Origin of the sequence: Rhodococcus sp. WMMA185 (assembly GCF_001767395.1) — a bacterium.
In the GTDB taxonomy this organism is placed as follows: Bacteria; Actinomycetota; Actinomycetes; order Mycobacteriales; family Mycobacteriaceae; genus Rhodococcus_F.
In genome coordinates this window covers 1,904,493-1,928,961 of the sequence record NZ_CP017014.1, presented here as the reverse complement: position 1 = coordinate 1,928,961, position 24,469 = coordinate 1,904,493, and the positions used below count along the sequence as shown (strand labels likewise).

18 protein-coding genes and 1 pseudogene are annotated in these 24,469 nt (G+C 64.2%); 11 read left to right on the top strand and 8 right to left on the bottom strand.

What is annotated here, in order from left to right; translation table 11 throughout:
- The 6 genes from BFN03_RS08485 to BFN03_RS08460 all read right to left on the bottom strand — a co-directional run bounded on the left by BFN03_RS08485 (position 1) and on the right by BFN03_RS08460 (position 10,835).
- Positions 1–4,173 (bottom strand): TIGR02680 family protein, encoded by a 4,173-nt coding sequence (locus tag BFN03_RS08485; protein WP_070378651.1) that lies wholly within the window; start codon positions 4,171–4,173, stop codon positions 1–3.
- Entirely contained in the window at positions 4,170–5,555 is a 1,386-nt protein-coding gene (locus BFN03_RS08480; protein ID WP_070378650.1) for a TIGR02678 family protein, read from the bottom strand. Before BFN03_RS08480 ends, BFN03_RS08485 begins: the two co-directional genes overlap by 4 nt.
- Positions 5,552–7,000, bottom strand: coding sequence for a TIGR02677 family protein (locus BFN03_RS08475; protein WP_070380738.1), 1,449 nt, complete (start codon positions 6,998–7,000; stop codon positions 5,552–5,554). Before BFN03_RS08475 ends, BFN03_RS08480 begins: the two co-directional genes overlap by 4 nt.
- 280 nt (positions 7,001–7,280) lie before the next feature.
- Entirely contained in the window at positions 7,281–8,507 is a 1,227-nt protein-coding gene (locus tag BFN03_RS08470) for a hypothetical protein (protein ID WP_070380737.1), read from the bottom strand.
- Between the two features lie 181 nt (positions 8,508–8,688).
- The gene (locus tag BFN03_RS08465; protein ID WP_070378649.1) at positions 8,689–9,810 is read right to left on the bottom strand and encodes a helix-turn-helix domain-containing protein; all 1,122 of its coding nucleotides are present in this window, start codon (positions 9,808–9,810) and stop codon (positions 8,689–8,691) included.
- Between the two features lie 224 nt (positions 9,811–10,034).
- Positions 10,035–10,835: a helix-turn-helix domain-containing protein gene (locus BFN03_RS08460; RefSeq protein ID WP_070378648.1), complete on the bottom strand. Its 801-nt coding sequence runs from the start codon at positions 10,833–10,835 to the stop codon at positions 10,035–10,037.
- Positions 10,836–10,958: 123 nt separating this feature from the next.
- Here BFN03_RS08460 and BFN03_RS20805 point away from each other — a divergent pair.
- The 5 genes and pseudogenes from BFN03_RS20805 to BFN03_RS08440 form a co-directional block, all read left to right on the top strand.
- Positions 10,959–11,096: pseudogene (locus BFN03_RS20805) on the top strand (DUF3224 domain-containing protein); the annotation flags it as partial.
- 112 nt (positions 11,097–11,208) lie between these two features.
- On the top strand, positions 11,209–11,343 hold the full coding sequence (locus BFN03_RS20800) for a hypothetical protein (RefSeq protein WP_442971871.1): 135 nt from the start codon (positions 11,209–11,211) through the stop codon (positions 11,341–11,343).
- A gap of 266 nt (positions 11,344–11,609) precedes the next feature.
- The gene (locus BFN03_RS08450; RefSeq protein ID WP_070378647.1) at positions 11,610–12,497 is read left to right on the top strand and encodes a class I SAM-dependent methyltransferase; all 888 of its coding nucleotides are present in this window, start codon (positions 11,610–11,612) and stop codon (positions 12,495–12,497) included.
- A 196-nt stretch (positions 12,498–12,693) separates the two neighbouring features.
- Positions 12,694–13,581 (top strand): class I SAM-dependent methyltransferase, encoded by an 888-nt coding sequence (locus tag BFN03_RS08445; protein WP_070378646.1) that lies wholly within the window; start codon positions 12,694–12,696, stop codon positions 13,579–13,581.
- 202 nt (positions 13,582–13,783) lie between these two features.
- Positions 13,784–14,695: a class I SAM-dependent methyltransferase gene (locus tag BFN03_RS08440; RefSeq protein WP_070378645.1), complete on the top strand. Its 912-nt coding sequence runs from the start codon at positions 13,784–13,786 to the stop codon at positions 14,693–14,695.
- A 389-nt stretch (positions 14,696–15,084) separates the two neighbouring features.
- Here the strand turns inward: BFN03_RS08440 and BFN03_RS08435 are convergent, their stop codons facing one another.
- Together BFN03_RS08435 and BFN03_RS08430 are read right to left on the bottom strand one after the other, a co-directional pair.
- Positions 15,085–16,230 carry an MFS transporter gene (locus BFN03_RS08435; protein ID WP_070378644.1) on the bottom strand — a complete coding sequence of 382 codons (1,146 nt, stop codon included), beginning with the start codon at positions 16,228–16,230 and terminating at the stop codon, positions 15,085–15,087.
- On the bottom strand, positions 16,227–17,171 hold the full coding sequence (locus BFN03_RS08430) for a PAC2 family protein (protein ID WP_070378643.1): 945 nt from the start codon (positions 17,169–17,171) through the stop codon (positions 16,227–16,229). The genes BFN03_RS08435 and BFN03_RS08430 overlap by 4 nt, the downstream gene beginning before the upstream one ends.
- Positions 17,172–17,222: 51 nt before the next feature.
- On the opposite strand from BFN03_RS08430, the gene metH reads away from it, so the two are divergent.
- From metH to hisG, 6 genes are read left to right on the top strand one after another with little or no spacing between them, the layout of a single operon-like run.
- Positions 17,223–20,792 (top strand): methionine synthase, encoded by a 3,570-nt coding sequence (gene metH, locus BFN03_RS08425; protein WP_070378642.1) that lies wholly within the window; start codon positions 17,223–17,225, stop codon positions 20,790–20,792.
- Positions 20,785–21,456: an HAD family hydrolase gene (locus tag BFN03_RS08420; protein WP_070378641.1), complete on the top strand. Its 672-nt coding sequence runs from the start codon at positions 20,785–20,787 to the stop codon at positions 21,454–21,456. The genes metH and BFN03_RS08420 overlap by 8 nt, the downstream gene beginning before the upstream one ends.
- A 36-nt stretch (positions 21,457–21,492) precedes the next feature.
- A complete protein-coding gene (gene trhO / locus BFN03_RS08415) occupies positions 21,493–22,353 on the top strand; it encodes an oxygen-dependent tRNA uridine(34) hydroxylase TrhO (RefSeq protein ID WP_070378640.1) in 861 nt (286 codons plus the stop codon).
- Between the two features lies 1 nt (position 22,354).
- On the top strand, positions 22,355–23,248 hold the full coding sequence (locus BFN03_RS08410) for a pseudouridine synthase (protein WP_070378639.1): 894 nt from the start codon (positions 22,355–22,357) through the stop codon (positions 23,246–23,248).
- A 39-nt stretch (positions 23,249–23,287) separates the two neighbouring features.
- Positions 23,288–23,569, top strand: coding sequence for a phosphoribosyl-ATP diphosphatase (locus tag BFN03_RS08405; RefSeq protein WP_198163432.1), 282 nt, complete (start codon positions 23,288–23,290; stop codon positions 23,567–23,569).
- A 47-nt stretch (positions 23,570–23,616) separates the two neighbouring features.
- Positions 23,617–24,468: an ATP phosphoribosyltransferase gene (hisG, locus tag BFN03_RS08400; protein ID WP_070378638.1), complete on the top strand. Its 852-nt coding sequence runs from the start codon at positions 23,617–23,619 to the stop codon at positions 24,466–24,468.
- Position 24,469: the final 1 nt, after the last annotated feature.

The window sequence follows — 24,469 nt, the reverse complement described above, 5'->3', positions numbered from 1 at the left end:
TCACACCTCCGCGAATTCGAATCCACCCTCGACGTGGGCCGGGACTCGCCGGCGTAGAGGCGACCCCAATGCCCTAGCCAGCTCTGTACCGTCGTGTTCGCCGAGTAGTTCACTGTCCGTCCACACCAGCAAGGTCGCGCTGACAGTGTGTGCGGCGGTCGAGTGGGCGAGGTCGTAGTGCGCGCAGCCAGGAACTCCCGCGTATGTGATCCAGAGGTCATAGCCCGTCATGAACAGGTCCAGATCGAACTGCACACTCAGGCCGAGGAGTTCTGCACGGCCATTGTCGTCGACGCCCGCGAATGCCTCGTCCAACGCGAGTAGACGGGGTGCATGGGGGTCGGCCGAGTCGAGCATGACGTGGGCCGCGGCGAAGAGTGGGAGATGAAGCGAGACGGACTGCTCACCGCCCGACAGGGCACTGTGCCGGGCAACCGTGAGCCGGTCTTCGCTGCCGTCACCGCCGATCAGCGAGAAGGAGAAAACCCGCCACTTGCGGTAGTCCAGGGCAGAGGCGAGTATCTCGGGATACGAACGCTCAGGGTGCGCAGCCCGGGCGGTGCGGATCTGCGCCGCGAAATGTGCACGCATGGCGGCCAAGTCGTCGGGCCCGAGCGCGGACGCGTCGCGGTCGAGTAGTTTCGAGATGGCACGAGCGTCGTCGTCGAGGTTGTCCGCGAGCACCCAGTGCACGCCGACGGTGTTGCCTGAGGACATCCGTCGCTTGCGCATCTCCGCTCCCATCCGGGCGATCAGATCGCGGGCATCGATGGTGCGTTCATGGATCTGCTGGGCGAGTCCGGTGAGCAGGGCGTCCTCGAGGATCCGGCGCTCGGACTCGGTCAGGAGGAGCTCCTGATCGGTTCGGGCGGAGGCGATGTGGGAGGCGAAATCTCCCAGGGCTGACCAGCCCTGATCGTCTTGCACCTGAACGATGGTGAGCCCGTCCGGGTCGTCCCAGTGCGCGCGGTAGTCCTGGCCGGCCACAGCAATGCTTGTGTCGAAGTCCTGCAGTGCAGAGTTCAATGCGGTGCGTGTGGACTTGCGGGTCGCCTCGGTGACCCGAATCGACTCGGTGACCGAATTCATGGCGCGATACAACGAGAGGACCTCGGCGGGGAGTACGTGGGTGTCGCCGTCCGCCATCTGGATCCGGTACACGAGTTGATCCGAGCGCATCCATGCCGAGGCACTCGTGGGCCACTGGTGCTCGGTTTCGATTCCGAGTAGTTCGAGGAGGTCGCGGCGGGCATATGGCTTCAGTCGCGTCGCGGCGGTCTGAGCTTCGGTGATCGTGAGATGCAGCGCGGTCACTGCACCCTCATACGCACTTTCGGCCTTTCCGAGCGCCCTGATCGCGTCGCCGTCGGCCTTGCGTGCGATTCTTTGTTGCTCCTTGCATGCTTCGATTCTGCCGTGTGCTTCGTCGAGTTGGGCGTCGATCTGTTCGGCACTGGCGCCGAGGTTGTCTCGGAGCGTTTCGAGCCCCTGGATCTGCGTTGCCAGACTCTCCTCGGCGATAGCGGCTTCTTCCGCGAACTCCTCTGCGTTGCCACGCGCTTCGGTTAGCCGATCGCGTGCCTCACGGGAGCGTTCGAGCTCCTTGAGATGATCGCTTCGGCGTCGCAGCACGACCTCGCCCTGCTTCCCGAAATGGCGAATCGCTGCAGCCAGAGAATCGAGATCACGCGCGAGGTAGGGAGTCTTGCGCCCGGCCGCGACGGTGCGCAGCTGCTTCTCCTTCTCGGACAGGTCCGCGATGGCCTGATCGAGTTCGCGGTCCGCCACCGAAGCGTTCTCGGCGCGCGAGCGGAGGACGCCCGCGGCCTCGGTAACCGTCCGAAACGCGGAAAGGATCGGGGCGATGCGGGGGAGAGTTCCGGCCACCTCGGTCAGCCGGTTCAGCGCCCCGCCGGCCTCAGCTTCCGCCATCCGTGCCGCCGCCGATACCGCTTCGGCCTCGCGGATCTCACGATCGAGCTCGGCTATCTTCGCTACGCGCCTGCGTGCGCGGGCGGTGGTGCCGATGTACTCGGCCTCGGTTTTGGTGTGTGAACCCTGTTGCACACCTTGCCGATATCCGCCGACCCGGCTGACGGAGATGTCCGCGTCGTCCTGCACGGAACTGTCTTCCACCCATGAAATCGACTCGAGAATGGCCCGGACTCGATCCTCGGGTACTCCAGTGTCTGGCTCGACATCCAGTACATCCGCGAGTGTGCGACCGCTCGGCCTGTCCTGTTCCGCCAGCGCCACAAGATATTGCTCCGACTCGGCGTCCGGGAGAGGTCCTGTACCGCCGAATACCCAGCCGTCCAGCAGGTTAGCGGCGTGCAGTGCGGCCTCGATCCCGGCCGCGACAGTGGGGTCGGTACCGTCGTGGAAGCGGACGAGCCGCCAGAGGGGAGCACCGGGGAGTTCCGCCCTCGAACCTGTGCGGGCGGCGAAGGCGGCGGGAGCGTCGTCGTGGTGGGCCTCGACGTGTGCACGGGCGCAGTGTAACTCGGCGATTTTCGTGGTGGCCGCGACGATCTCGGCGTCAGCTTGGCGACGTCGATGCTGTAGCGATTCGACAGCATCAGCGATGTGCTCGGCGAACACTTCTCCGAGTCTGGGCGCGTCGTCCTCACCTGTGCGCCCCAAAGCGGAGTCGAGGGCGTCGAACACCGCAGACTTCACACCGACCGAGGCAACGAAACCCGAGTGCTCGGTCCACCAGGATTGGAGGGCCGCCGAGCAGTGGCTGCGCGCCAACTCCACTGTCGCCTCGGCTTCGAGGACAGCGGCCTCGGCGAGGCGGAGTTGCTCACGGCCACGTCGCGCCGCGGCGTCGGCGCGAGAACGCTCGGCGCCGGCCTTCTCGACCGCTACCAACGCTGCTCGCACCGCTTGTACATCGTCGTGACGCTCCTCGACGCGGCTGTGCACCGCGGCAGCCAGCTCGTCTGGGCGAACCCCGTCGGGCAGCAGCGTCCAGGCAATTCCGGCATCCTCGGCAGCGAGACGTAGATCGCTCTCTGCCCGATCGAGTGCCTCCGCGAGCTGTTTCACGGTGGCATCGGCCCGAGCGGCCTCGCTTTCGCGCTGGGCCGACGTCGCCAGGGCTTTGCGCGCCTTGTCCACCTGCTGCGCGGTGGACTTCTCCAACCGCGATACGACCTGAACCAAATCGTCGAGCTGCGTGCGGCCCTGGTATGCGGTCGAACGCTTCAGCGCGTCGAGATTGGCGATCGCGTGCTCGAGTGCCCGCTCTGCCTCGGCGAAAACAGTCTCCGAGGCAGAGCGGGCTTCTTGGCTGCGGGCTTGTTCGGTCGCTGCCTCATGGAGGGCAGCGGCTCCCCTGTCCGCCGCCTCGAGTCGCGTGGCGAGCTGGTCGACGTCCGAGCGCGCCTGTTGGCGCAGATATCGGGTGTAGACGCCGACGAACTTCTTGGTGGCCTGATCGGCTGTGGCCAGTCCCTCGAGCGCGCGCCCCACCTCCTCCATGTCGCTGAACGACCGGGCGGCCTCGAGCACCAGCTGCTCGTCGAGTGGTCGCAAACCATCGGTCAGGGCCTGAGACAGCCCCTTCGGGTCGAGATTCTTCGCCAGTTGCGGACGCCTGAGAGTGAGGATCAACGTGATCAACTGGTCGTACCGCTCGGAGCCGAGGCCGAACATGCGCGCGTCGATCGCGGCGCGGTAGTCCAGCGGCCGATCGGTCAGGCAATCTGTGCCGATCTGCTCGCCTAGTTGCTTCTTCGTCAGTGGACGCTCGTCGGAGGAGAGGAGGGAGAAATCGACGCCCACCCGTCCGTCGGCGACGAAGTACCACCGGGTCACCTTGTCCGAAGTACGGGAGGCGCGCATTCCGATCCCGACGGTCACCGCTTCGGGGTCGTCTTGCCGTCCGCGGCAGAATTCCATCCACACGTAGGAATACGCGCTTTCCTGTCCGCGATAGAGCAGGTTCGACTTCATCGTCCGCTCTTCACCGGCAAAGGGATTGAGTCGCCTCGGTTCGATACGGCCGTCGAGAACGAAGGGGAAGAGCACTTCGAGCGCCTTGGTCTTGCCGGACCCGTTGGGACCACGCAGAACAAGTCTGCCGTCGGCGAAGGAGAACTCCTGATCGCGGTAATCCCAAAGGTTGATGATTCCGGCGCGGGTGGGCCTGAAGCGCGCGCTGGTCATACGGTGGCATCCTTGCTGTCGTCGGACGAATGATGAAACAGATCGATTTCCGGCGTCCGGTCCCGGATGTGGGCGACGACCCCGCGATATCGAGCGAGCGCGGGTAGCACGAGCACACCGCCGGGAACAGTGGATACCAGGCCCAGCCGTTCGAGGAGGGCTACTGCGGCGTCTCCGAGGCCTACCGGGTCGGTCTGCCAGGCTGCAGCGAACGTTCTGCCGTATCGATCGGCGAGTGAGGTCATGACCGAGCGGATCCGGCTGTCTTCCACCAACGGATACAGAGTGGGTTCGGACGCGGCGGGCGGCAACTGAACATCACCGGACTCCCCGGCAAGACTGCCGAAGATTCCGGAGAGCGGCACCGCACCGTCGAGTTGTGCAGCCAAGGCCGCACAGTGGTGTTTGGGCTTGGCCAATTGAACCCCGCTGGGTGCGTCGGGATCGAGCACCCGGTCTGCCAGTTCGCCGGCGAGCAGCAATGCGACCTGGGCGACGGTCCCGGTACCCGGGAACCGTGTGTCGGAGAATCGTCCCGACGGGTCGATCATGGCGATACCCTCGCGTCGGCGCTCCGGGACCAGCCCCGTCAGCAGCCCCACGTCTGCAGCGGTCCGCGGTAGCGCGAGTTGCAGGCGCTCGTCGTCGTCGAGGTCGCTGGCATACACGACGGGCCGCGACACGAGTGCGCGTCGCACTCGCCGGGCCACCTCTTTCGTGTCGGCTACACGTTCGACTGCCCCGCCGGCTCCCTCGGTGTCCGCCCCCGCGAGCAGGTCGCGGACAGAGCGGAGGTGCTGGAGGGCGCGCGGTGGCCGGAACAGGGCAATCACCACCGAACGGTCGATGTCGTAAAGTGCTTCGCCCGCATCGGGATTGGTCGCCCAGCCTCCAGCGTCACCATCGGCGAGGGCGATCGCCCCCCGAACTTCGAGCCAGCGAACCGCGTCCACGAATGCATCGCGATCTGCGGCGCGTTCGGTCGAGAGTTCGATCCCGGCCACGTGGGAGGCAGAAGCGGCCACGTGGTCCGCGAGTTCGGACAGGGTGATCTGATTGCCGGCGCGGCCCAGCGCAGCGAGAGTCAGGGCCAGGTAGGCGTAGCGGTACCGGTCGAACGTGCGGCCCGTTGCCGTCTTGGCCGGTGCGCCGGCATCGAGCTGGTCGGCCACCGTGTACAACCGAGCCGTCGTCTCCGTGATCTCGAGGCGATACCCGAACAGTTCCGATAGATCGTCGCGTAATTCGGTGGCCCAACGACGCAGAAGTGGCAGAGCGACGCGATCCGGATATGTTTGCGTCACCAAGTGATTCGACAGGATGATCCGTGCGGCCCGCTGGTACGAGTCGCGCGCGAGCGGCGGTATGTCGTGGACGCTCACTGGACGGTCACCCGCAGTCCGTCGAGATGCAGGCGCCCACGTGCGGTCTGCACCGTTGTGGATTCGGTGTGTGGGCTCAGCGTGAGCTTGACCCCGTTCTCGGAACCGGAGGCGCTGCCGACACGTCCACTGACCTGAACTCCGGCCGTGAGGGCGGCATTGAGCAGGCGGAGCAGGACGTCGGTTTCGGCGTTGTCGAGAGTCCGTTCGTATACTCCACCCGCCGCGAGGGAGCGGGCAGCGAAGGTCCGAGAGCGTTGTGCAGCGAGTTGTTCCTCGCGCAGCCGCCGGATGCTTGCATCATTGCGCTGCACCCGAGCAGGAATACCGGGAGAAGGTGGCCGGCCCGTTTCGGCGAGAGTGCGGGAGATCTCGACCGGGGTTGCGTCCCACCAGGACTGCGAATCGGGAATGATGTCGGCGTCCGGGTGCACCATCGATAGATGCCTCGGTCGACCGAGATCGAACACGGCCTGGAACAGGGCGTGCGCCGACTCCTCGGATGGCGTGGCCGCGAACCATTCGGCAAGGTGCCGCAACTGGCTCTCACGGCTCACTCCGCCTCGTCGAGTTTCCGTCACCCGGCGCAGCAGCGACAGCACGGCTGAGATTGCACTCATGGTGCCTTCGCGAAGCCGTTCGGACTCGCTCTGCCCGGATTCGGGTGACACGAACCACTGGGTCAGCCCGGCCCAGCGGGCACGCCAGTCGGCTTCTCGTTCCGCGGGCGACAGGAACACGCGCTCATCACTTGACGAGGCTCGCTGGATGAGTTCGTCGATTCCGGTCGATTCGACCTTTCTGATTGCCGCGGCGAGTTTCGGCGCGTACCGCGACAGGTCGGAACTGAACTCGCGCATATGGGTGATCAGTGCGTCCTTGTGTGACAGAAAGGTCTCGGGCGTGATCTCGGTGGTGCGGACTAGATCGCCGAGAGTGAGGTAGAAGTGCGCGGCCCTGGTTGCCATGTCCGACAGTGTGGAGTCGAGTCGGCTGAGCTTGCGGAAGATCAGGTCGCTCTCGGCCGCGCGGTTGGCCGCTGCGAGGTCCTCCATGTCTGCCAGCAGATCTGGCAAGGCGAGACGAGACAATGATGCGTCGTCGAGCCGCGCTGAGAGGACGTCCTCGACGGCGCGGAATACCTGGTAGCCGGCCGGGCTCAACTGGTAGACGAAATGACGGTTTCGGTATTCGGCGAGAGTCGCAGCCCGCGTGCCGTCGTAGCTGCGTTCGAGAACCTCCCACGCGTGTAGTTGTTCGAGTAGGGGAGTGATATCGGCGGGGGAGAGGCGCCCGGCCGGTTCGTCGGCGATGCGTTCGAGAACCCGGGACACCTCTGCGGCGTGTAGCAAGACCACGTAGTTCGCGCGAGCGTGGTCGAAGGCGCGAAGCACCCACAGGTACTCCATGCGCTTTTCGGCTGTGGCAAAGGCGAACAGCTTCAACCGATCGTCGCGCACCAACGGGTCGGGGAGTGGTTCTCCCGCTCTCGAGCACTCGGTTTCCGACTGCTCGGGGGTCGCATCTGATTCGGTCACCGGGACAGGGTAGGCGGCGGCTTGATATGCGGGCGCACACAGTCCCGGTCCGCGCTACCGAACGTGGATTAATCGGTCGGCGACGGAACACCACTATTTACCGAACCACCCCTGCAAATCAAAGCCTGAATCAACGCGGGTCGAGCCATTCGATACACCCGACAACGACTTCGCCTCGTGATCGAGATCAAAGGACGAGCCATACGAAGGCTATTGCGACCAGTACGAGTACCACACCGACCGCTGCGGCCATGAGCCAGGAATCCCGAGAACTTGTGTCGGGGGCGGGATCATCGTCAGCGGAGTCTTCGTCGGCGGAGTCTTCGTCGGCGGAGTCTTCGTCGGGCACCGTGACGGGTGCCGGAGCATCCTCGAGCAGCGCGACTGAGGAAGCGGCGGAATTGGGGGCCTCCCCGCTGGTGGAGAGCTGCGGGGGAGCGGCTGCTTGGACAGGCGTCAATGGTGTGGGATTCACCTCGTGGTCCTCGGAATCAGCCTCGTTCTCGAGCCCGGCGTCGACGACGGCTTCGATCACCTCGGTTACCTCGTAGGAAGGCGGCAGCCCGATAGGAGTGATCTTGTGTGTGGTCGGGTTGAAGCCTGCGGCGCGGATCGCGGCCCCAAGGGCTGCGGTCTGCTCCGGCCCGGGGCCGACGACGCAACGTACGTCGAACTTCTCGCTGACCGTGTTCGCAAGTTCCTGTACTGCTGCGGAATCTCTCGCGATCAGTCCGTCGCCAGTGACAACCACGGCGTCGAGGTTGCTCGGTAGCCAACCGAACGCACCGAGTGCGGTTGCGAGTTGAGCGGTGGGGGACCCTCCCGAGGAGAAGCGGAACGCCTTGCCCGCCTCGACACCTGAGCGGATCAGTGACACGGTGGCACCGGCGTCATCGACGTGGTAGATGCCGACGAGCTGACCGGGACGCTCAGCGATCTCGGATTCGAACCATGCCGCCGCCGCTTCAGCGTCCGAAACGAGCGAGAGATAGGACATGTCGGCGTAGTCCAGAGCGTCACGCAGTGCCGCCACCGTCGCCGAGTCCCACCGGGTGGGATATGCGGCAAAGATGTCGGGGGTACCGCCGGTGCGTCCGCCGTGGTCGGGGAGAGGCTCGCATTCCCTGAGAAGGCAGCGCATCGAACCGGCAACCAGGTCCTCGGCGCGGAAACGCGACCCTTCACCGACCTCGACGCCCACGGGGTCGCCCACGCTCGGAAGAAACGCCGACACAGTGCTGGTTTCGCCGTTCGTGCGCGGCGGGGATCCGCCGAGAATCGCCGTACCGTCCGGACACATGTGAAGGACGGTGTCTCTGACGATGACGATCGGATCCGGTGACCCCGGATCGTTCGACGCCACAACTGCGGTCGATACTGCAGTGCCGACCCTGAGCCCAACTCCGATAGACAACCAAGTACTCCTATTCGTGTGCGAACGGATCCCCACGTCGGTCGGGCTCTATTCGGCTCACTCAGTGAGGTACGAAATGTACATCTTGTGACGTCTGGGCGCTCGTGTGCGACACGCGTCGCGGCGTGCCGGGGATGCGGCGCTGCGGGAACTCGTACCAAATGAGTGCGGCAGGCGACGGTTAGGAGGGCGTCGGGGTCTGCAGTGGTGTTCGCCACTCGGTCATGTTTTCGGTCAGCCAGTCGAGAAGGTGCTCCGCTTCCTGCGGGTAACGACCATCTCCCGCGAGAAGATCTGCGAAGGCCTGCGCCGGGGCGACCAACCGTACGTTGTCGCGGAACAGGGTGCGCTCGAACACCGCGGCCGATCTGGGAGTGGCGATGAGGACGTTGGCGCCCTCGTCCACGGGGCGCAGGTCGAGTGCGCCGGCGAGAGCCTCTCCGTTGTCCGCGTAGATCTGCACCTGATGCGCCGGTGCGTACTCGGCGAATGCTGCGGCCGCGAGTGAGCCCGTCACGGCGTAGAGATGGTCGGAGTGCGTTCCCAGCCTTGTCAGGAACGACGGCACGCCCTCGGGCACAAAGTAGCCAACCGTGGGGCAGTCCCAGAAGTTCGCATCGCTGCTCCATTCACGCAGCATCCGTTGCCACCGCACACTGATGATCGGCCCGCGGGGGAGGCGTTCGAGGAGATCGCGTTCTTCAAGGGTCTCGACGACTCGATAGGTTGCTCCGGTGGAGGCCCCGGACAGCCGGATGAGCTCCGGGACGGTCAATTGACCGGAATGGTCGGCTAGTGCCCGCACAACGCGTGCAGCCGGATCGCCCGTCAACTGAGCGGCCGGCCGGCCGGGTCCGCGCCAAGGGTCGGCGTCCGCCCCGCGGTCTCGCACCCAGATCGCGGGCCGGTCAGCGGACAACGAGGTGTTCCCGGTCGCATCGGCATAGGACAGGCCCCTGGCATCGAGTTGACGGCGAACGGGTTCGGAAAGGTATCGAGCACAGACGAATCCACGATCGGAGTTCGAGAGTCCGTCCGCGAAGCGAGCGGCGTCTCCGGCGAGTACACCGCGTGCGGGGATGACGGAGAAAGACGCCACCTCACCGTTGGGGGAGCCGACCATCAGCCGTTCCGGTGCATCGGCGAGGGATCGTGACTTCCCGGCCGTCAACGTCCACCCGGGGGGGAGTGCGGCCTGAAGTGTGGCGATCGACCTGCGGTAGAGGTCGATGTCGCGCTCCGGCTTGGGAAACGGCACCTTCGGTTCCCGACCCGCGAACTCGGCATTCTCCTGATTCGGCACCAGGTAACACTACCATGGTCGGTCAGTGACGGAATCGCAGAATAAGTAGAATTCGTTTCAGTTGTGTTCGCTTCGGCCGAGTGGCTCAGTTCTGACTGAACCCATCCTCTCGAAACACCAGTTCCAACCAGCATCGATATCCGACCGCGGCTGCGGGACAGAGCAATCCGCAGCTGCGAGGATGATTCGACGGGAGCCGGTTCGCTTTCCTGCCGGCCGGCAGATCAACGGGTGACGCTGGTACGCACATACTTGGCCGGTGGTGTTCCAACTACCTGAGTTAAAATGCGTGTCAGGTGGGCTTGATCGCTGAATCCCAGTTCATAGGCAAGCGCTGACCAATCGATCGGGTCGCCCGAGTGCGCGGCGGCTGCGGCGTCGAGGATCCGGAACCTCTGGATCACCCACTTCGGACCGATGCCGACGTACTCGGAGAAGAGCCGTTGCAGTGTGCGCAGACTGTAGCCGGCGTGCGCGGCGAGCTGATCTGCTCGGACGATGTCGCGCCGGCATTGGGACTCACCAACCAAGGCCGTGACCTCCCGTCCCGTGGGGTCGGGGACGGGATGGGAGAGCAGAAGATACCGCTCGAACACTTCGATCATCTCTGCGCTCTCGGTGCCCGCCAGGATCTGGTTCCCGACCGGGCGGTCATCACCGGATAGTAGGTCGCGTCCGGGTTGCACAGTTTCCGAAATCGCACTGACGCTTCTCTTCAGCAGGGGTCGAAATCCTCCGGCGTGGAAGGCGGTTCCCAGGACGTGCCCGCATTCGGTCAGCATTCGATGGAACGGATTTCGGGAAACTCCGTGCACCAACAGTTGGCCGTCCTCAGCGGCGATATGCACTCGTGGCTGTGGCACCACTTGCTGTTGATGTGGTTTCGAAACCGACCATCTGACGAGCCAGTGGTAGTCGACGAACTCGGCCAATTCCTCTCGCGGAGAAATTCTTTCGACATCGAAAGCTTGCGCAGCGGCCATTGGGCGGACGATCGCTTCAGGATGTCCCGACGCTCTCGGCATCCGCCCATCCTACTGTCGCGAATGTTCAAGAACGTACGGTGTGTACAGGCCTAGGGTCGGAAATCATGACCCTACTCACAGACTGCAAGTGGCAAGTTCTCCATCGCATCCTGGTCGGAATCGGTGACATTCGACATCGATGGCGAAGGCACGACCGCTGGTGGCGTCTACTACCCGAAACGTGGTGCAACTCGAGCAGATGTTCACTACTCGTACACAGGGGAGATCGAGGGAATCAGCACGTTGGTCTACCTGATCACATACAAGGCCGACGCCGCGCCGGTACTCGGCGTCGAACGCTTCGCGGGATCGATCGGGGGGGTACGACGGGACATGTGTGTTCCAGCACATCGGCAGTCAAGACCAGGGGTCGGTGTCTGTACGAATGGAGGTATTGCCCGGCATGGGTACCGGTGGTCTGAGCGACCTGCGCGGGGTCGCTGACCTGTCCATCGCGGGACACAGCGACAGCGGCTACGAGCTCGTTCTCTCGTACGACATCGATTGAGCGGTCTCGACCCATATGCGCGGGGGAGCCGATCAACAAGGTGACGTGCTGTGGCCAGGAGAAGAAGAGCGAAGCGAGCGTAGACTTTCGAGAAGTGGATCGTCTCGACCGACTGGGTGGGCAGTCAGGTGAGACGTTGGCGATTTCGCTGGATCGCGGCGCTGTTTTTATTTGGGTTGATCCGTTCGAACTCAGTGTTCTTCGGCCTGGTCAGTCGTCGGTGCGAGCGAGTCCGCGACAGAGTTGAGTTGCAAAGGTGGTCAGCGATGAGGTCTGACGGAGATACGTGGAGCATCGTCGACAGTGTGGGATTGACCGCGCTGGCGGTTGCGGCCTTCCGTGCGCTCGAGTCGAGCGAACCGGATCCGTTGGTTCGGGATGACTTCGCGCCGTGGTTCGTCGCGGCGGCAGGCGAGTCGCATTTCACGGCTCTACTCGCCGACCCGACGTCGCTGGGGGATATACCCTTTGCCGGGTTCATGGGGTTACGGACGAAGTTCTTCGACGATTCCTTCCTCTCTGCCGTCGCGTCGGGGGTGAGGCAGGCAGTCATCCTGGCAGCCGGGCTCGATGCGCGCGCATATCGACTCGATTGGCCGGCCGGTACGACGGTGTTCGAGGTCGATCAACCGCAGGTCCTCGAATTCAAGGCGGAGGTCCTCGCCGAGCACGATGCCCGACCGAAAGCGGACCGGCGGGCGGTACCCGTCGATCTGCGGGACGACTGGCCCGCCGCACTCGAGGCCGCGGGCTACGACCGCAGCCAGCCCGCCGCGTGGTCAGCCGAAGGGCTCCTGCCCTTTCTTCCGGGTGCAGCCCATGATGCATTGTTCGGCCGGATCGACGAACTCTCTCCCCCGGGTAGCCACCTCGCCATGGACAACTTCGGCGACAGCAGCACCATACGGCGGTTCGCGGCGATGCCCGACAAGTTCTTCGGCACGAATCCGTTCGGCGACCTCGACGTGTCGGAGTTGTTCTACTCGGACGAACGGGCGCATCCACCCACATGGTTGAGCGAGCACGGATGGTCGGTGCAGAGTGCGAGTTCCCTTGACCTGGCGGAGAGATACGACAGGCCGTTTCCGGAGTTTCCCGGGGAGCTCGCTGACCTGTCGAGGCAGGCATCTTGGGTGACGGCGGTGAAACAGTAACCCGCACAGCACGGTGCGGGGCGAGCGTAGACTTTCGGGCAGTGGATAGTCTCGGCTGTCTGGTAGGGATGTCGGCGAACTCGCTGGATTGCGGCGCTGATTGATCTGGGTTTGACCTGTTCAGGTTGCGATATTGCCGCTGAGTCGGCCATCGGTATGAGCGGACCCGCGGCGGGGGTTGTAGAGGGGGTCAGCGATGAGGTCTGGCGGAGATGCGTGGAGCATCGTCGACAGTGTGGGGTTGACCGCGCTGGCAGTTGCGGCTCTTCGCGCCGCGGAGTCGAGCGGACCCGATGCGCTGATTCGAGACGAGTTTGCGCTGTGTTTCGTCGAAGCAACCGGTGAACCGAACTTCATTGGGTTGTTGAACGACCCGGCGTCGCTGCGGCACATGCCCATTGCCGGGTTCATGCGCGTGCGGACGAAGTTCTTCGACGATTTCTTCCTCTCTGCGGCGGCGTTGGGGGTGAGGCAGGCGGTCATTCTGGCAGCCGGGCTCGATGCGCGCGCGTATCGCCTTGACTGGCCGCCGGGTACAACGGTGTTCGAAGTGGATCAACCGAAGGTCCTCGAGTTCAAGGGCGAGGTCCTCGCCGAGCACGATGCCCGGCCGAAGGCGGATCGCCGGCCGGTGGCGGTCGATCTGCGGGACGACTGGCCCGCCGCCCTCGAGGCCGCGGGTTTCGACCGCAGCCAGCCTGCGGCGTGGTCGGTGGAAGGTCTGCTTCCGTATCTTCCGGGCAGTGCGCACGACGCGTTGTTCGCCAGGATCGATGAACTCTCCCCTCCGGGTAGCCACCTCGCCGTGGACAACTTCGGCGACAGCAGCACCGCACAGCGCTTTGCGGCGATAGGGGACAGGTTCTTCGACAGCAGCCTGTTCGACGGCAACGACGTGTCGGAGTTGTTCTACTCGGACGAACGGGCGCATCCACCCACATGGTTGAGCGAGCACGGATGGTCGGTGCAGAGTGCGAGTTCCCTTGACCTGGCGGAGAGATACGCCAGTCCGTTTCCGGAGCTTCCCGCGGAACTAGGCGACTTGCCGAAGCAAACGGCCTGGGTGACGGCGGTGAAACGGTGACCCGGAGCGCACGGGTCGGGGAGGGAGCGCGCGCCACGACCATGAGAACGAGCGTGGAGCGAGCGTAGACTTTTGGACAGTCTGGCTGGTTGACCATTCCGATGGGATGTTGGCGAATTCGCTGAATTCTGGCGCTGATGTGGTCTGGTCAGGCTGCGGGGTTGCGAGTGAACCGGCAACGAGGTTGTAAAGGTGGTCAAGGATGCGAACCGAGGGAGACACATGGAGCATCGTCGATAGCGTCGGGTTGACCGCTCTGGGGGTTGCGGCATTCCGGGCTTTCGAGTCGATCGGACCGGATGCGTTGATCCAGGACGAGTTCGCGCCGTGGTTCGTCGCGGCGTCGGGTGAACCGCATGTCATCGCGTTGTTGAAAGACCCAGCGTCACTGGCGGATATGCCCTTTGCCGGGTTCATGGGTATGCGGACGAAGTTCTTCGACGATTTCTTCCTCTCTGCGGCGGCGTTGGGGGTGAGGCAGGCGGTCATTCTGGCAGCCGGGCTCGATGCGCGCGCGTACCGCCTTGACTGGCCGCCGGGTACAACGGTGTTCGAAGTGGATCAACCGAAGGTCCTCGAGTTCAAGGGCGAGGTCCTCGCCGAGCACGATGCCCGGCCGAAGGCGGATCGCCGGCCGGTGGCGGTCGATCTGCGGGACGACTGGCCCGCCGCCCTCGAGGCCGCGGGTTTCGACCGCAGCCAGCCTGCGGCGTGGTCGGTGGAAGGTCTGCTTCCGTATCTTCCGGGCAGTGCGCACGACGCGTTGTTCGCCAGGATCGATGAACTCTCCCCTCCGGGTAGCCACCTCGCCGTGGACGCCTTCGGGGGAGGCGGCGACATGCAGCGCTTCGCCGCACTGCGCGAGAAGTTCCTCGACAAGAGCATGTTCGGTGACAACAATCCATTCGGCGACGTGGACGTATTCGATTTGTTCTACTCGGACGAACGGGCTGATCCGCCCGGCTGGTTGGTCGAGCACGGATGGTCGGTAGAGGGGGCGAGTTCGCTCGACTTGGCTGAGAAGTACGGCAGACCGGCCCCGGAGATTCCCGAGGAACTCGCAGACCTGGCAGACCTGGCGACGCGGGTTAGCTGGGTTACAGCTGTCAAGTAGCAACCAGCAGGGGAGGGTAGCGGCAGCCCCTCCTACGCAACGCGATGGAGGGGAGCTGCGGATACCAGCGTGTTTCCCAAAGGGGGGGAGTGAGCGCGAAGGGGGGAGCGAGCGCGGAAGCGCGGCTATCGCTGGTAACCGAGGACCGACGTGTCTCTGAGGTTCGGACATCCGCATCTTGGGCAGAAGGTTCTGTGGACTCTGCTACTAAATTCGGACACACACGGAATACCATAAATACCCGAACAAAGACCCGGCGCCATGCATACAACTCGACCAATAACTCCGCATGTTCGTCCACCTCAGGCTTCACCAGCCCTCAGAACGCTCTCAACGCGGGAAAGGACGCGGTTTTCGCGTAGGAGGGAGGTCGGTAATGGGCGCGAGTGTCAGGCGGATGTGCTGTCCCGCGGCATCAGTATCGGCGCCAGCACGGCGAGGAGTAAGGCGGGCGCCAGGAAGCTTGCTGCTGGGGAGATCACATACAGCGGAGCGAGCGTGATCGGTGCGAGGGCGTAACCCGTGAATCTCAAAGCTTGTACGACAGAGACGGCACCTGTTCGATTCGGCCCTGGAGAACTGAGCGCGGCCGCATTGACACCCACCAGGACGAATTGTCCCGCCGCGCCAGCGATGAACCAAGCCACAGCGGCGACGGCGAGCAGCGGTACGGTGCCGGTCGCGGCGATGAGTACGGCGCCACACGTAGTGCCGAGAAGGACCGCCGATCGAGCCCCGATCCTGTCGACGATGTCGCCGATCAGGCGTGCGGTGAGGATGCCGGCCACGCCGAAGCTGGTGAGCAACAGACCGCGCTCGGTAGGGCTCAGTGCGAAGACGTCTTCTGCGCGGAACGCGACTAGGAAGCTCAATCCGCCGAGAGCGCCCCACCCGAGTAGGGCGACCATTCCGATCCTCAGAACCGATGGAGTGAGTGCGTCACGAAGGCGCGGGGGACCGGCCTCGGTCGGCGGGCTGTTCGGCGTACCGATCAGGCCGAGAACTGCCGCGACGAGGGCAATGACGAGGAATGCCAGCCGCCAGTCGACCTCGGCGGCTAGTCCACCTACGAGCGGCGCGCTCGACTGGCCCGCGGCCTGAAAGGCTCCGAAGATCCCGAGCGCGCGACCGAGATGCTTCCTCGGGGTCGTGCTGGCGAGCGCAGCCAGCAGCAGCGGTGTAGTGAACGAATTGGAACAGCCCTGGAGTACGCGGGCGCCGAGAAACAGCGGCAACGTGGGAGCCAGAAAGCAAGCCAGTGAGGAGATCAAGTGGACGCCATAGGCAATCCGCACGGTTCGCATTTGTCCCCACCGAGCACCCAGCGTGCCTGACACCAGCATCAGCAGTGCGAACGGCAACAGATACGCGGTCAGCGAACTCGCCGCTGCTGACGTACTGACTCCGAGGTCGTCCCCGATTTCGGGAAGGATCGAGGCGACGATGCCACCTCCGAACGGACCCAGGAATCCGCCGGCGTAGAGCGCCGTGCGCTCGAGTGAAGAACGATGTGGCCCAGATGAACGCTCGGTCACAGCCCGAAGGTGCCGGGGCCGCCACGTCTGCGGAGGTACCGCTCGAACTCGGCCGCCAGTGCGTCACCGTCGATTTTCGAGATGGCCTCCGAGATGTCGGTTTCTGCGTCGCCGCGTTCTTCCAGGGAGCGAACGTAGTCGCCGATCTCTTCGTCGTCCGCTGTCATCTCTGTGACGGACTCCTGCCATTCCTCGGCTTGGGTGGGCAATTCCCCGAGGGGGACCTCGATGTCGAGTACCTCCTCGACGCGTTGCAGCAACGCCATGGTGGCTTTCGGGTTGGGCGGCTGGGAGACGTAATGGGGCACGGCCGCCCAGAACGACACGGCGGGTACACCGGCCCGGACGCACGCGTCCTGGAGCACTCCGGTAATTCCGGTCGGCCCCTCGTACCTGGTCTGCTCGAGTTTGAACCTTTCAGCGGCTTCGCTGCTGTGCGCGCTACCGGTTACCGGGACCGGACGCGTGTGGGGGGTGTCAGCGAGCAGGGCGCCGAGGATGACGACCGTTTTGATCTGGAGTCGGTCGATCAACTCGAGCAGGTCGTCGCAGAAGCTGCGCCAGCGCATGTTCGGTTCGATTCCGCGAAGTAGCACGACGTCGCGGTCACTGCCGGGAGGCGTGCACACCGACAGTTGGGTGGTCGGCCATACGATCTCTCGGGTAACGCCGTCGACCTGACGAACCGAGGGGCGATTTACCTGGTAGTCGTAATAGTCCTCAGAATCGAGTTCGGCGAGCGGCTGGGCGTCCCAGATCAGCTCGAGGTGTTCGACGGCCCCGCTGCTCGCATCGGCGGCGTCGTTCCATCCCTCGAACGCGGCGACCAGTACAGGGTCACGAAGTACGGGCACGTCATCTTCCGGGGAGCCCGTTTCCACGGGTTCGCGGACATTCTCGTGGCCGGCTGCCGGCGTGACAGGGAACTCACTGGAACTCACCCATCCAGCCTACGGCCAGGGTCGGTTTCCGCGCGCACTAGTCTGGACGGCATGTCTGCACCATTTCACTCTGGTTTGCTCGATGCGTTGAAGCAGCGCGTTGTCATCGGCGACGGAGCCATGGGCACGATGTTGCAGGCCGCGGATCTCACGCTCGACGATTTCCTCGGGCTCGAGGGCTGCAACGAGATCCTCAACGACACGCGCCCTGATGTGCTGAAGGACATTCACCGCGCGTACTTCGAGGCGGGGGCCGACGCCGTAGAGACCAACACGTTCGGCTGCAACCTCCCCAACCTCGCCGACTACGACATCTCCGACCGCATTCGCGAATTGGCGGAGAAGGGCACTCGGCTGGCGCGTGAGGTGGCCGATGAGATGGGACCGGGCCGCGACGGAATGGCGCGTTTCGTCCTGGGATCGATGGGACCGGGTACGAAGCTGCCGACACTCGGCCACGCTCCGTTCGCGAGCCTTCGCGATGCATACGCCGAGGCGGCCATGGGCATGATCGACGGGGGAGCGGATGCCATCCTGGTCGAGACCTGCCAGGATTTGCTGCAGGTTAAGGCCGCCATCCAGGGTAGTCGGCGAGCGATGGACAAGCTGGGATCGAGGCTGCCGATCATTACCCATGTCACGGTCGAGACCACCGGCACAATGCTTCTGGGCAGTGAGATCGGTGCCGCACTCACCGCGCTCGAACCGCTCGGAATCGACATGATCGGCCTCAACTGCGCGACCGGTCCTGCCGAGATGAGCGAGCACTTGCGCCACCTGTCCAAATACAGCTCGCTCCCGGTCTCTGTCATGCCCAATGCCGGACTGCCGCAGCTCGGACCGAAGGGTGCCGAATACCCGCTCACTGCGGAGGAACTCGCCGAAGCGCTCAGCGGCTTCGTCGCAGAGTTCGGTCTCGGACTGGTCGGCGGCTGCTGCGGTACCACCCCGGAGCACATCCGCCAGGTGGCGGAGGCGGTTCGCCGCGTCGAGAAGGCGGGGCGGGTGCCGATCCACGAATCCGGAACGTCCTCGCTGTACACAGCGGTACCGTTCCAACAGGACGCCAGCATCCTGATGATCGGCGAACGTACGAACTCCAACGGCTCCAAGGCATTTCGTGAGGCAATGATCGCCGAGGACTATCAGAAGTGCCTCGACATCGCGAAGGACCAGACGCGCGACGGCGCCCACATGCTCGACCTCAACGTCGACTACGTCGGCCGCGACGGTGCAATCGACATGGCCGCACTCGCGAGCCGATTCGCGACCGCGTCGACCCTGCCGATCATGCTCGACTCCACTGAACCCGCGGTACTGCAGGCCGGTCTCGAGCACCTTGGCGGCCGGTGCGCCGTGAACTCCGTCAACTATGAGGACGGTGACGGCCCAGATTCCCGGTTCCAGAGAATCATGCGTCTGGTGAAGGAACACGGTGCAGCCGTCGTCGCGCTGACCATCGACGAGAACGGGCAAGCGCGCACAGCCGAGAACAAGATCGCCATCGCCGAGCGTCTCCTCGAGGACATCACCACCAATTGGGGCCTCGACGAGTCCGACATCATCATCGACGCGCTGACGTTTCCGATCTCTACTGGCCAGGAGGAGGTGCGGCGGGACGGAATCGAGACCATCGAGGCAATCCGCGAACTCCACAGGCGGCACCCTCGGGTCCATTTCACGCTCGGGATCTCCAACATCTCGTTCGGCCTCAACCCGGCCGCTCGGCAGGTCCTGAACTCGGTTTTCCTGCACGAGTGCACCGACGCCGGGCTTGACACAGCTATCGTGCACGCGTCGAAAATTCTTCCGATGGCACGCATTCCGGACGATCAGCGGGAGGCGGCTCTGGACCTGGTCTACGACCGCCGACGCGACGGGTACGACCCGCTGCAGAAGCTGATGGAGTTGTTCGAAGGTGTCTCGGCGGCCTCCGCCCGCGAATCCCGCGCCCAGGAGCTAGCCGCACTTCCGCTATTCGAGCGGCTGGAACGTCGCATCGTCGACGGCGAGCGCAATGGACTGGACGAGGATCTGACCGCTGCGATGGCCGAGAAGCCGCCGCTGGCGATCATCAACGAGACCCTGCTGTCCGGCATGAAGACCGTCGGCGAACTGTTCGGGTCCGGGCAGATGCAGCTTCCGTTCGTGTTGCAGTCCGCCGAGGTGATGAAGGCTGCGGTGGCGTACCTCGAGCCGCACATGGAGGCGACCGGTGAGGACGGCAAGGGCCGCATCGTCATCGCCACAGTAAAGGGCGACGTCCACGACATCGGCAAGAACCTCGTCGACATCATTCTGAGCAACAACGGGTACGACGTGGTCAATCTCGGCATCAAGATGCCGATCGCCACAATTCTCGACGCGGCGATCGAGCACAAGGCCGACGTCATCGGCATGTCCGGGCTACTGGTCAAGTCGACTGTGGTGATGAAGGACAACCTCGAGGAACTCAACGCCAAGGGGGTGGCGGAAAAATTCCCCGTACTCCTCGGCGGTGCGGCGCTGACCCGGTCGTATGTCGAAAACGATCTGGCCGAGTTGTACCAGGGCGATGTCAGCTATGCGCGCGATGCCTTCGAGGGACTTCGCCGTATGGACGAGATCATGGCCGAGAAACGGGGAGACGGGCCGCGCCAGGACAGCCCCGAAGCGATCGCCGCACGAGAGAAGGCGGCCGAACGCAAGGCCCGCCATGAACGATCCAAGCGGATCGCAGAGAAGCGCAAGGCCTCCGAGACCCCGGTCGAGGTGCCGGAGCGCTCCGACGTAGCCACCGACATCGCCGTCCCGTCCCCGCCATTTTGGGGCAGCCGGATCGTCAAGGGTGTCTCGCTGTCGGAATATTCGGGCCTGCTCGACGAACGCGCTCTGTTTCTCGGGCAGTGGGGTCTGCGCGGTCAGCGAGCCGGCGACGGTCCAACGTACGAGGAACTGGTGGAGACCGAGGGCCGGCCGCGTCTGCGATACTGGCTCGATCGTTTGAGTACCGAGGGAATCCTCGCCCATGCCGCTGTGGTGTACGGCTACTTTCCTGCGGTGTCCGAGGGCGACGATGTCGTTGTGCTCGCCGACCCGGCCCCTGATGCGGCGGAACGCTTCCGCTTCACCTTTCCGCGGCAGCAACGTGGCCGCTTCTTGTGCGTCGCGGATTTCGTCCGCTCGCGTACCCAGGCGAAGGAGACCGGTCAGGTCGACGTTTTTCCCATGCAGTTGGTCACCATGGGACAGCCGATCGCCGACTTTGCGAACGAGCTGTTTGCCGCCGATTCGTATCGCGACTACCTCGAGGTACACGGCATCGGCGTTCAGCTGACGGAGGCGTTGGCCGAGTACTGGCATCGGCGGGTCCGGGAAGAACTCGTGTTGCCGGGAGGCCACAACGTGGCCGACCAGGACCCGAGGGAGGTCTCGGGGTACTTCGACCTCGAGTACCGAGGTGCAAGACTCTCCTTCGGCTACGGCGCCTGCCCCAATCTCGAGGACCGCGCCAAGATGGTGGCGCTGTTGGCACCGGAGCGAATCGGCGTGAAACTGTCCGAAGAACTGCAGTTGCACCCCGAGCAGTCCACGGACGCGTTCGTGCTACACCACCCGGAGGCGAACTACTTCAATGTCTAATGCGCTGGTGGGCCCCGAGGGCATTTTGTGGGACATGGACGGCACGCTGCTCGATTCGGAGAAGATCTGGGATGTGGCGATGCGGGAGTTGTCGGTCCATCTCGGCGGTCCGATGACCACGGAGACGCGGCAGAAGACGATCGGTGCATCGAGCGTCAATGCTCTCGAAATCGTCTTCGACTCCCTCGGGCTCGATCGCGATCCGCACGCGCTGGCCGAGGCCAAGGAATGGGTGTTCAGCCGGGTGGAGGAACTCTTCGGCGACGGCATCCCATGGAGGCCCGGTGCCCGCGATGCGCTGCTGGCGGTGAGGGCGGGCGGTTTCAGATCCGCCCTCGTGACCAATACCGAGCGCAGGCTCACCGACCGGGCCCTGGACACGCTCGGTCGCGAGCACTTCGACCACTCGGTGTGCGGTGACGAGGTTGCGCTGGGCAAGCCGAACCCCGACCCGTATCTGCGCGGTGCCGAACTGCTGGGGCTCGATCCTTCTCAGTGCCTTGCGATCGAGGATTCACCCACCGGTGTCGCGTCCGCGCAGGCCGCCGGGTGCATGGTTCTGGTGGTTCCGTGCGAGGTCGCGGTCCCGGCTGCCCCTGGCCGGGTATTTCGTGAGAGCCTCGAGGGCCTGTCCGGGCTCGATCTGGCGACTCTCTGGGCGTAGCCAAGCGAAATCTGGCGCTGAGTATCCTCGATTCCCGTGGCCGTCCCGAAAATTGTCCTGTTCTATGTGTTCACACCGCTCGCAGATCCCGAGGCGATTCGACTGTGGCAGTACACGCTCGCCGAGGCCCACAACCTGACCGGACGCGTCCTCGTCTCCGAGCACGGCATCAATGCCACGGTGGGCGGCGACGTTCACGATGTCAAGCGCTACGTCAAGGGCACGCGCAGCTACGCGCCGTTCAAGAATGCCGACATCAAGTGGTCTGACGGACTCGGGGACGATTTCCCTCGACTGAGTGTCAAGGTACGGCCGGAGATCGTGACGTTCGGTGCACCGGGTGAGCTGAAGGTAGATGCGGACGGTGTAGTGGGTGGAGGCACGCATCTGGCACCCGAAGACGTCCACCGGTTGGTCGAGGAGCGCGGCGGCGACGTGGTCTTCTTCGACGGTCGCAACGCCTTCGAGGCAGAGATCGGGCGATTTCGGAATGCCGTCGTACCCGATGTGTCGACAACTCGTGAGTTCGTGCACGAACTTGACAGCGGCAGGTACGACCATCTGAAGGACAAGGCGCTGGTGACGTATTGCACCGGGGGAGTGCGATGTGAGGTTCTGTCGTCTCTGATGCGTTCGCGAGGATTCGACGAGGTCTATCAACTCGACGGCGGCATCGTCCGGTACGGCGAAACATTCGGTGACACCGGCCTATGGGAGGGATCGCTCTACGTCTTCGACAAACGGATGAGCATTGAATTCACCGATCAGGCAAAGACATTGGGTCGATGCACTGAGTGTGATGCTCCGACGTCCCGCTACGAGAATCTGCCGGTGAGTCAGGGCCGGAAACTGGCACTGGTCTGCACCGACTGCGCAGCAACGAATCGGCCCGTCTGAGGTGGCCGGGGCACCATTGCCGATCCGTGACGGCCTCGGGCCCGACCGGATCCGGATGCCGGCCGGGGTCGAGGCGAACACTATCGCCGAGTTCTTGGTGCAGGCCCATCCCGCCGAGAGCGAGCACTGGCTCTCGCTCGTCGACGGCGGGGGGATTGTCGACGAACACGGGCGGGTTGTGGACCTCGAGACTCGGTATGCCCCGACCCGATTCGTCTACTTCTACCGCGACCCCCCGCCGGAGATCCGGGTTCCGTTCGACATCGAGATTCTTCATCGTGATGATCGTCTGCTGGTGATCGATAAGCCACACTTCCTCGCTACCATTCCGCGCGGCGCGCACATCACCGAAACCGCAGTGGTGCGATTGCGCCGAGCGCTCGACCTGCCCGACCTCACCCCGGCACACCGACTCGACCGGATGACTGCCGGAGTTCTCATGTTCCTCATCCGTCGTGAGGATCGTCGTGCGTATCAGGACCTGTTCGTTTCGCAGCAGGTTGCCAAGGATTACGAGGCGATTGCCGCGTACGACCCAGCCATCGAATTTCCACGTACTGTTCGTAGCCGCATTGCCAAGGAACACGGCGTCATGACGGCGACCGAGGAGCCGGGAGAGCCGAACAGCGAGACCGTCATCGAACTCATCGAGGCCAGGGGAGCGCAGGCACGCTACCGATTGCGACCGAAGACCGGACGGACACATCAACTTCGATTGCACATGTCCTCGATGGGTCTGCCGATCCTGGGCGACAATTACTACCCCAACTTCCGTCGCTCCGAGCCCGGGGACTTTTCGACCCCGCTGCGACTGCTTGCACGGGCAATCGAATTCATCGATCCGCACACCCGAGAGGCTCGCCGGTTCGAAAGCCGCCGCACCCTTCGGTGGTGAACGTTCCGACGGAGCCGCGGGGGCGGTAGGCCGCGCGACGTGAAACAATGGGTTCCCGTGAAGACCTTCGAATCCCTGTTCACCGAGCTGACCGAGCGTGCCGCTACCCGCCCCGAGGGCTCAGGCACCGTTGCAGCTTTGGATGCCGGTGTCCATTCGCAGGGGAAGAAGATCCTCGAAGAGGCGGGTGAAGTCTGGATCGCCGCCGAACACGAGAGTGACGAGGCGCTGGCCGAGGAGATCTCCCAGCTGCTGTATTGGACGCAGGTGCTGATGGTGGGCAGGGGTCTGAGGCTCGAGGACGTCTACCGGCATCTGTGATCGGTGATCGAGACATTTCTAGCCCGTCCCCGAAAGGAACCCCTGTCATGCTGCGCGTCGCAGTCCCGAACAAGGGCTCGCTCTCCGAGTCCGCCGCCGAAATCCTCAGCGAGGCCGGCTACCGTCGTCGCACCGACTCCCGCGACCTGACCGTCCTCGACCGGTCCAATCAGGTGGAGTTTTTCTTTCTGCGGCCCAAGGATATTGCGATCTACGTCGGTTCCGGTGAACTCGATCTCGGGATCACCGGCCGCGACCTGGCCCGCGACTCCGGCGCCCCGGTCTCCGAGCGTCTGTCGCTGGGCTTCGGCAGTTCCACGTTCCGGTACGCGGCCCCGGAAGGCAAGAATTGGACCGTTGAGGACCTCGCCGGACTCCGCATTGCGACGTCCTACCCCAACCTGGTCCGCGACGACCTCTCCGCCCGCGGTATCGAGGCCACGGTCATCCGTCTCGATGGTGCCGTGGAGATCTCGATCCAGCTCGGTGTCGCCGACGCGATCGCCGACGTCGTCGGATCAGGCCGGACGCTCCGCCAGCACAACCTGACCGCGTTCGGGGATTCCCTCTGCGACTCCGAGGCGGTACTCATCGAACGACTCGGCGCGTCGACGGACGATTCCGCACGCAACCAGCTGATCGAACGCGTCCGGGGCATCGTGTTCGCCCAGCAGAACGTGATGCTCGACTACGACTGCCCCAAGACGATCCTCGGCGACGCGCTAAAGATCACACCGGGCCTACAGTCACCGACATTGTCGCCGCTCGCCGACGAGAACTGGGTCGCGGTCAGGGCTATGGTGCCGATCAAGGGCCACAACGCCGTCATGGACGACCTCGCGAACCTCGGTGCCAAGGCCATACTGGCCTCGAACATCCGGTCTTGCCGGGCACTCTGAC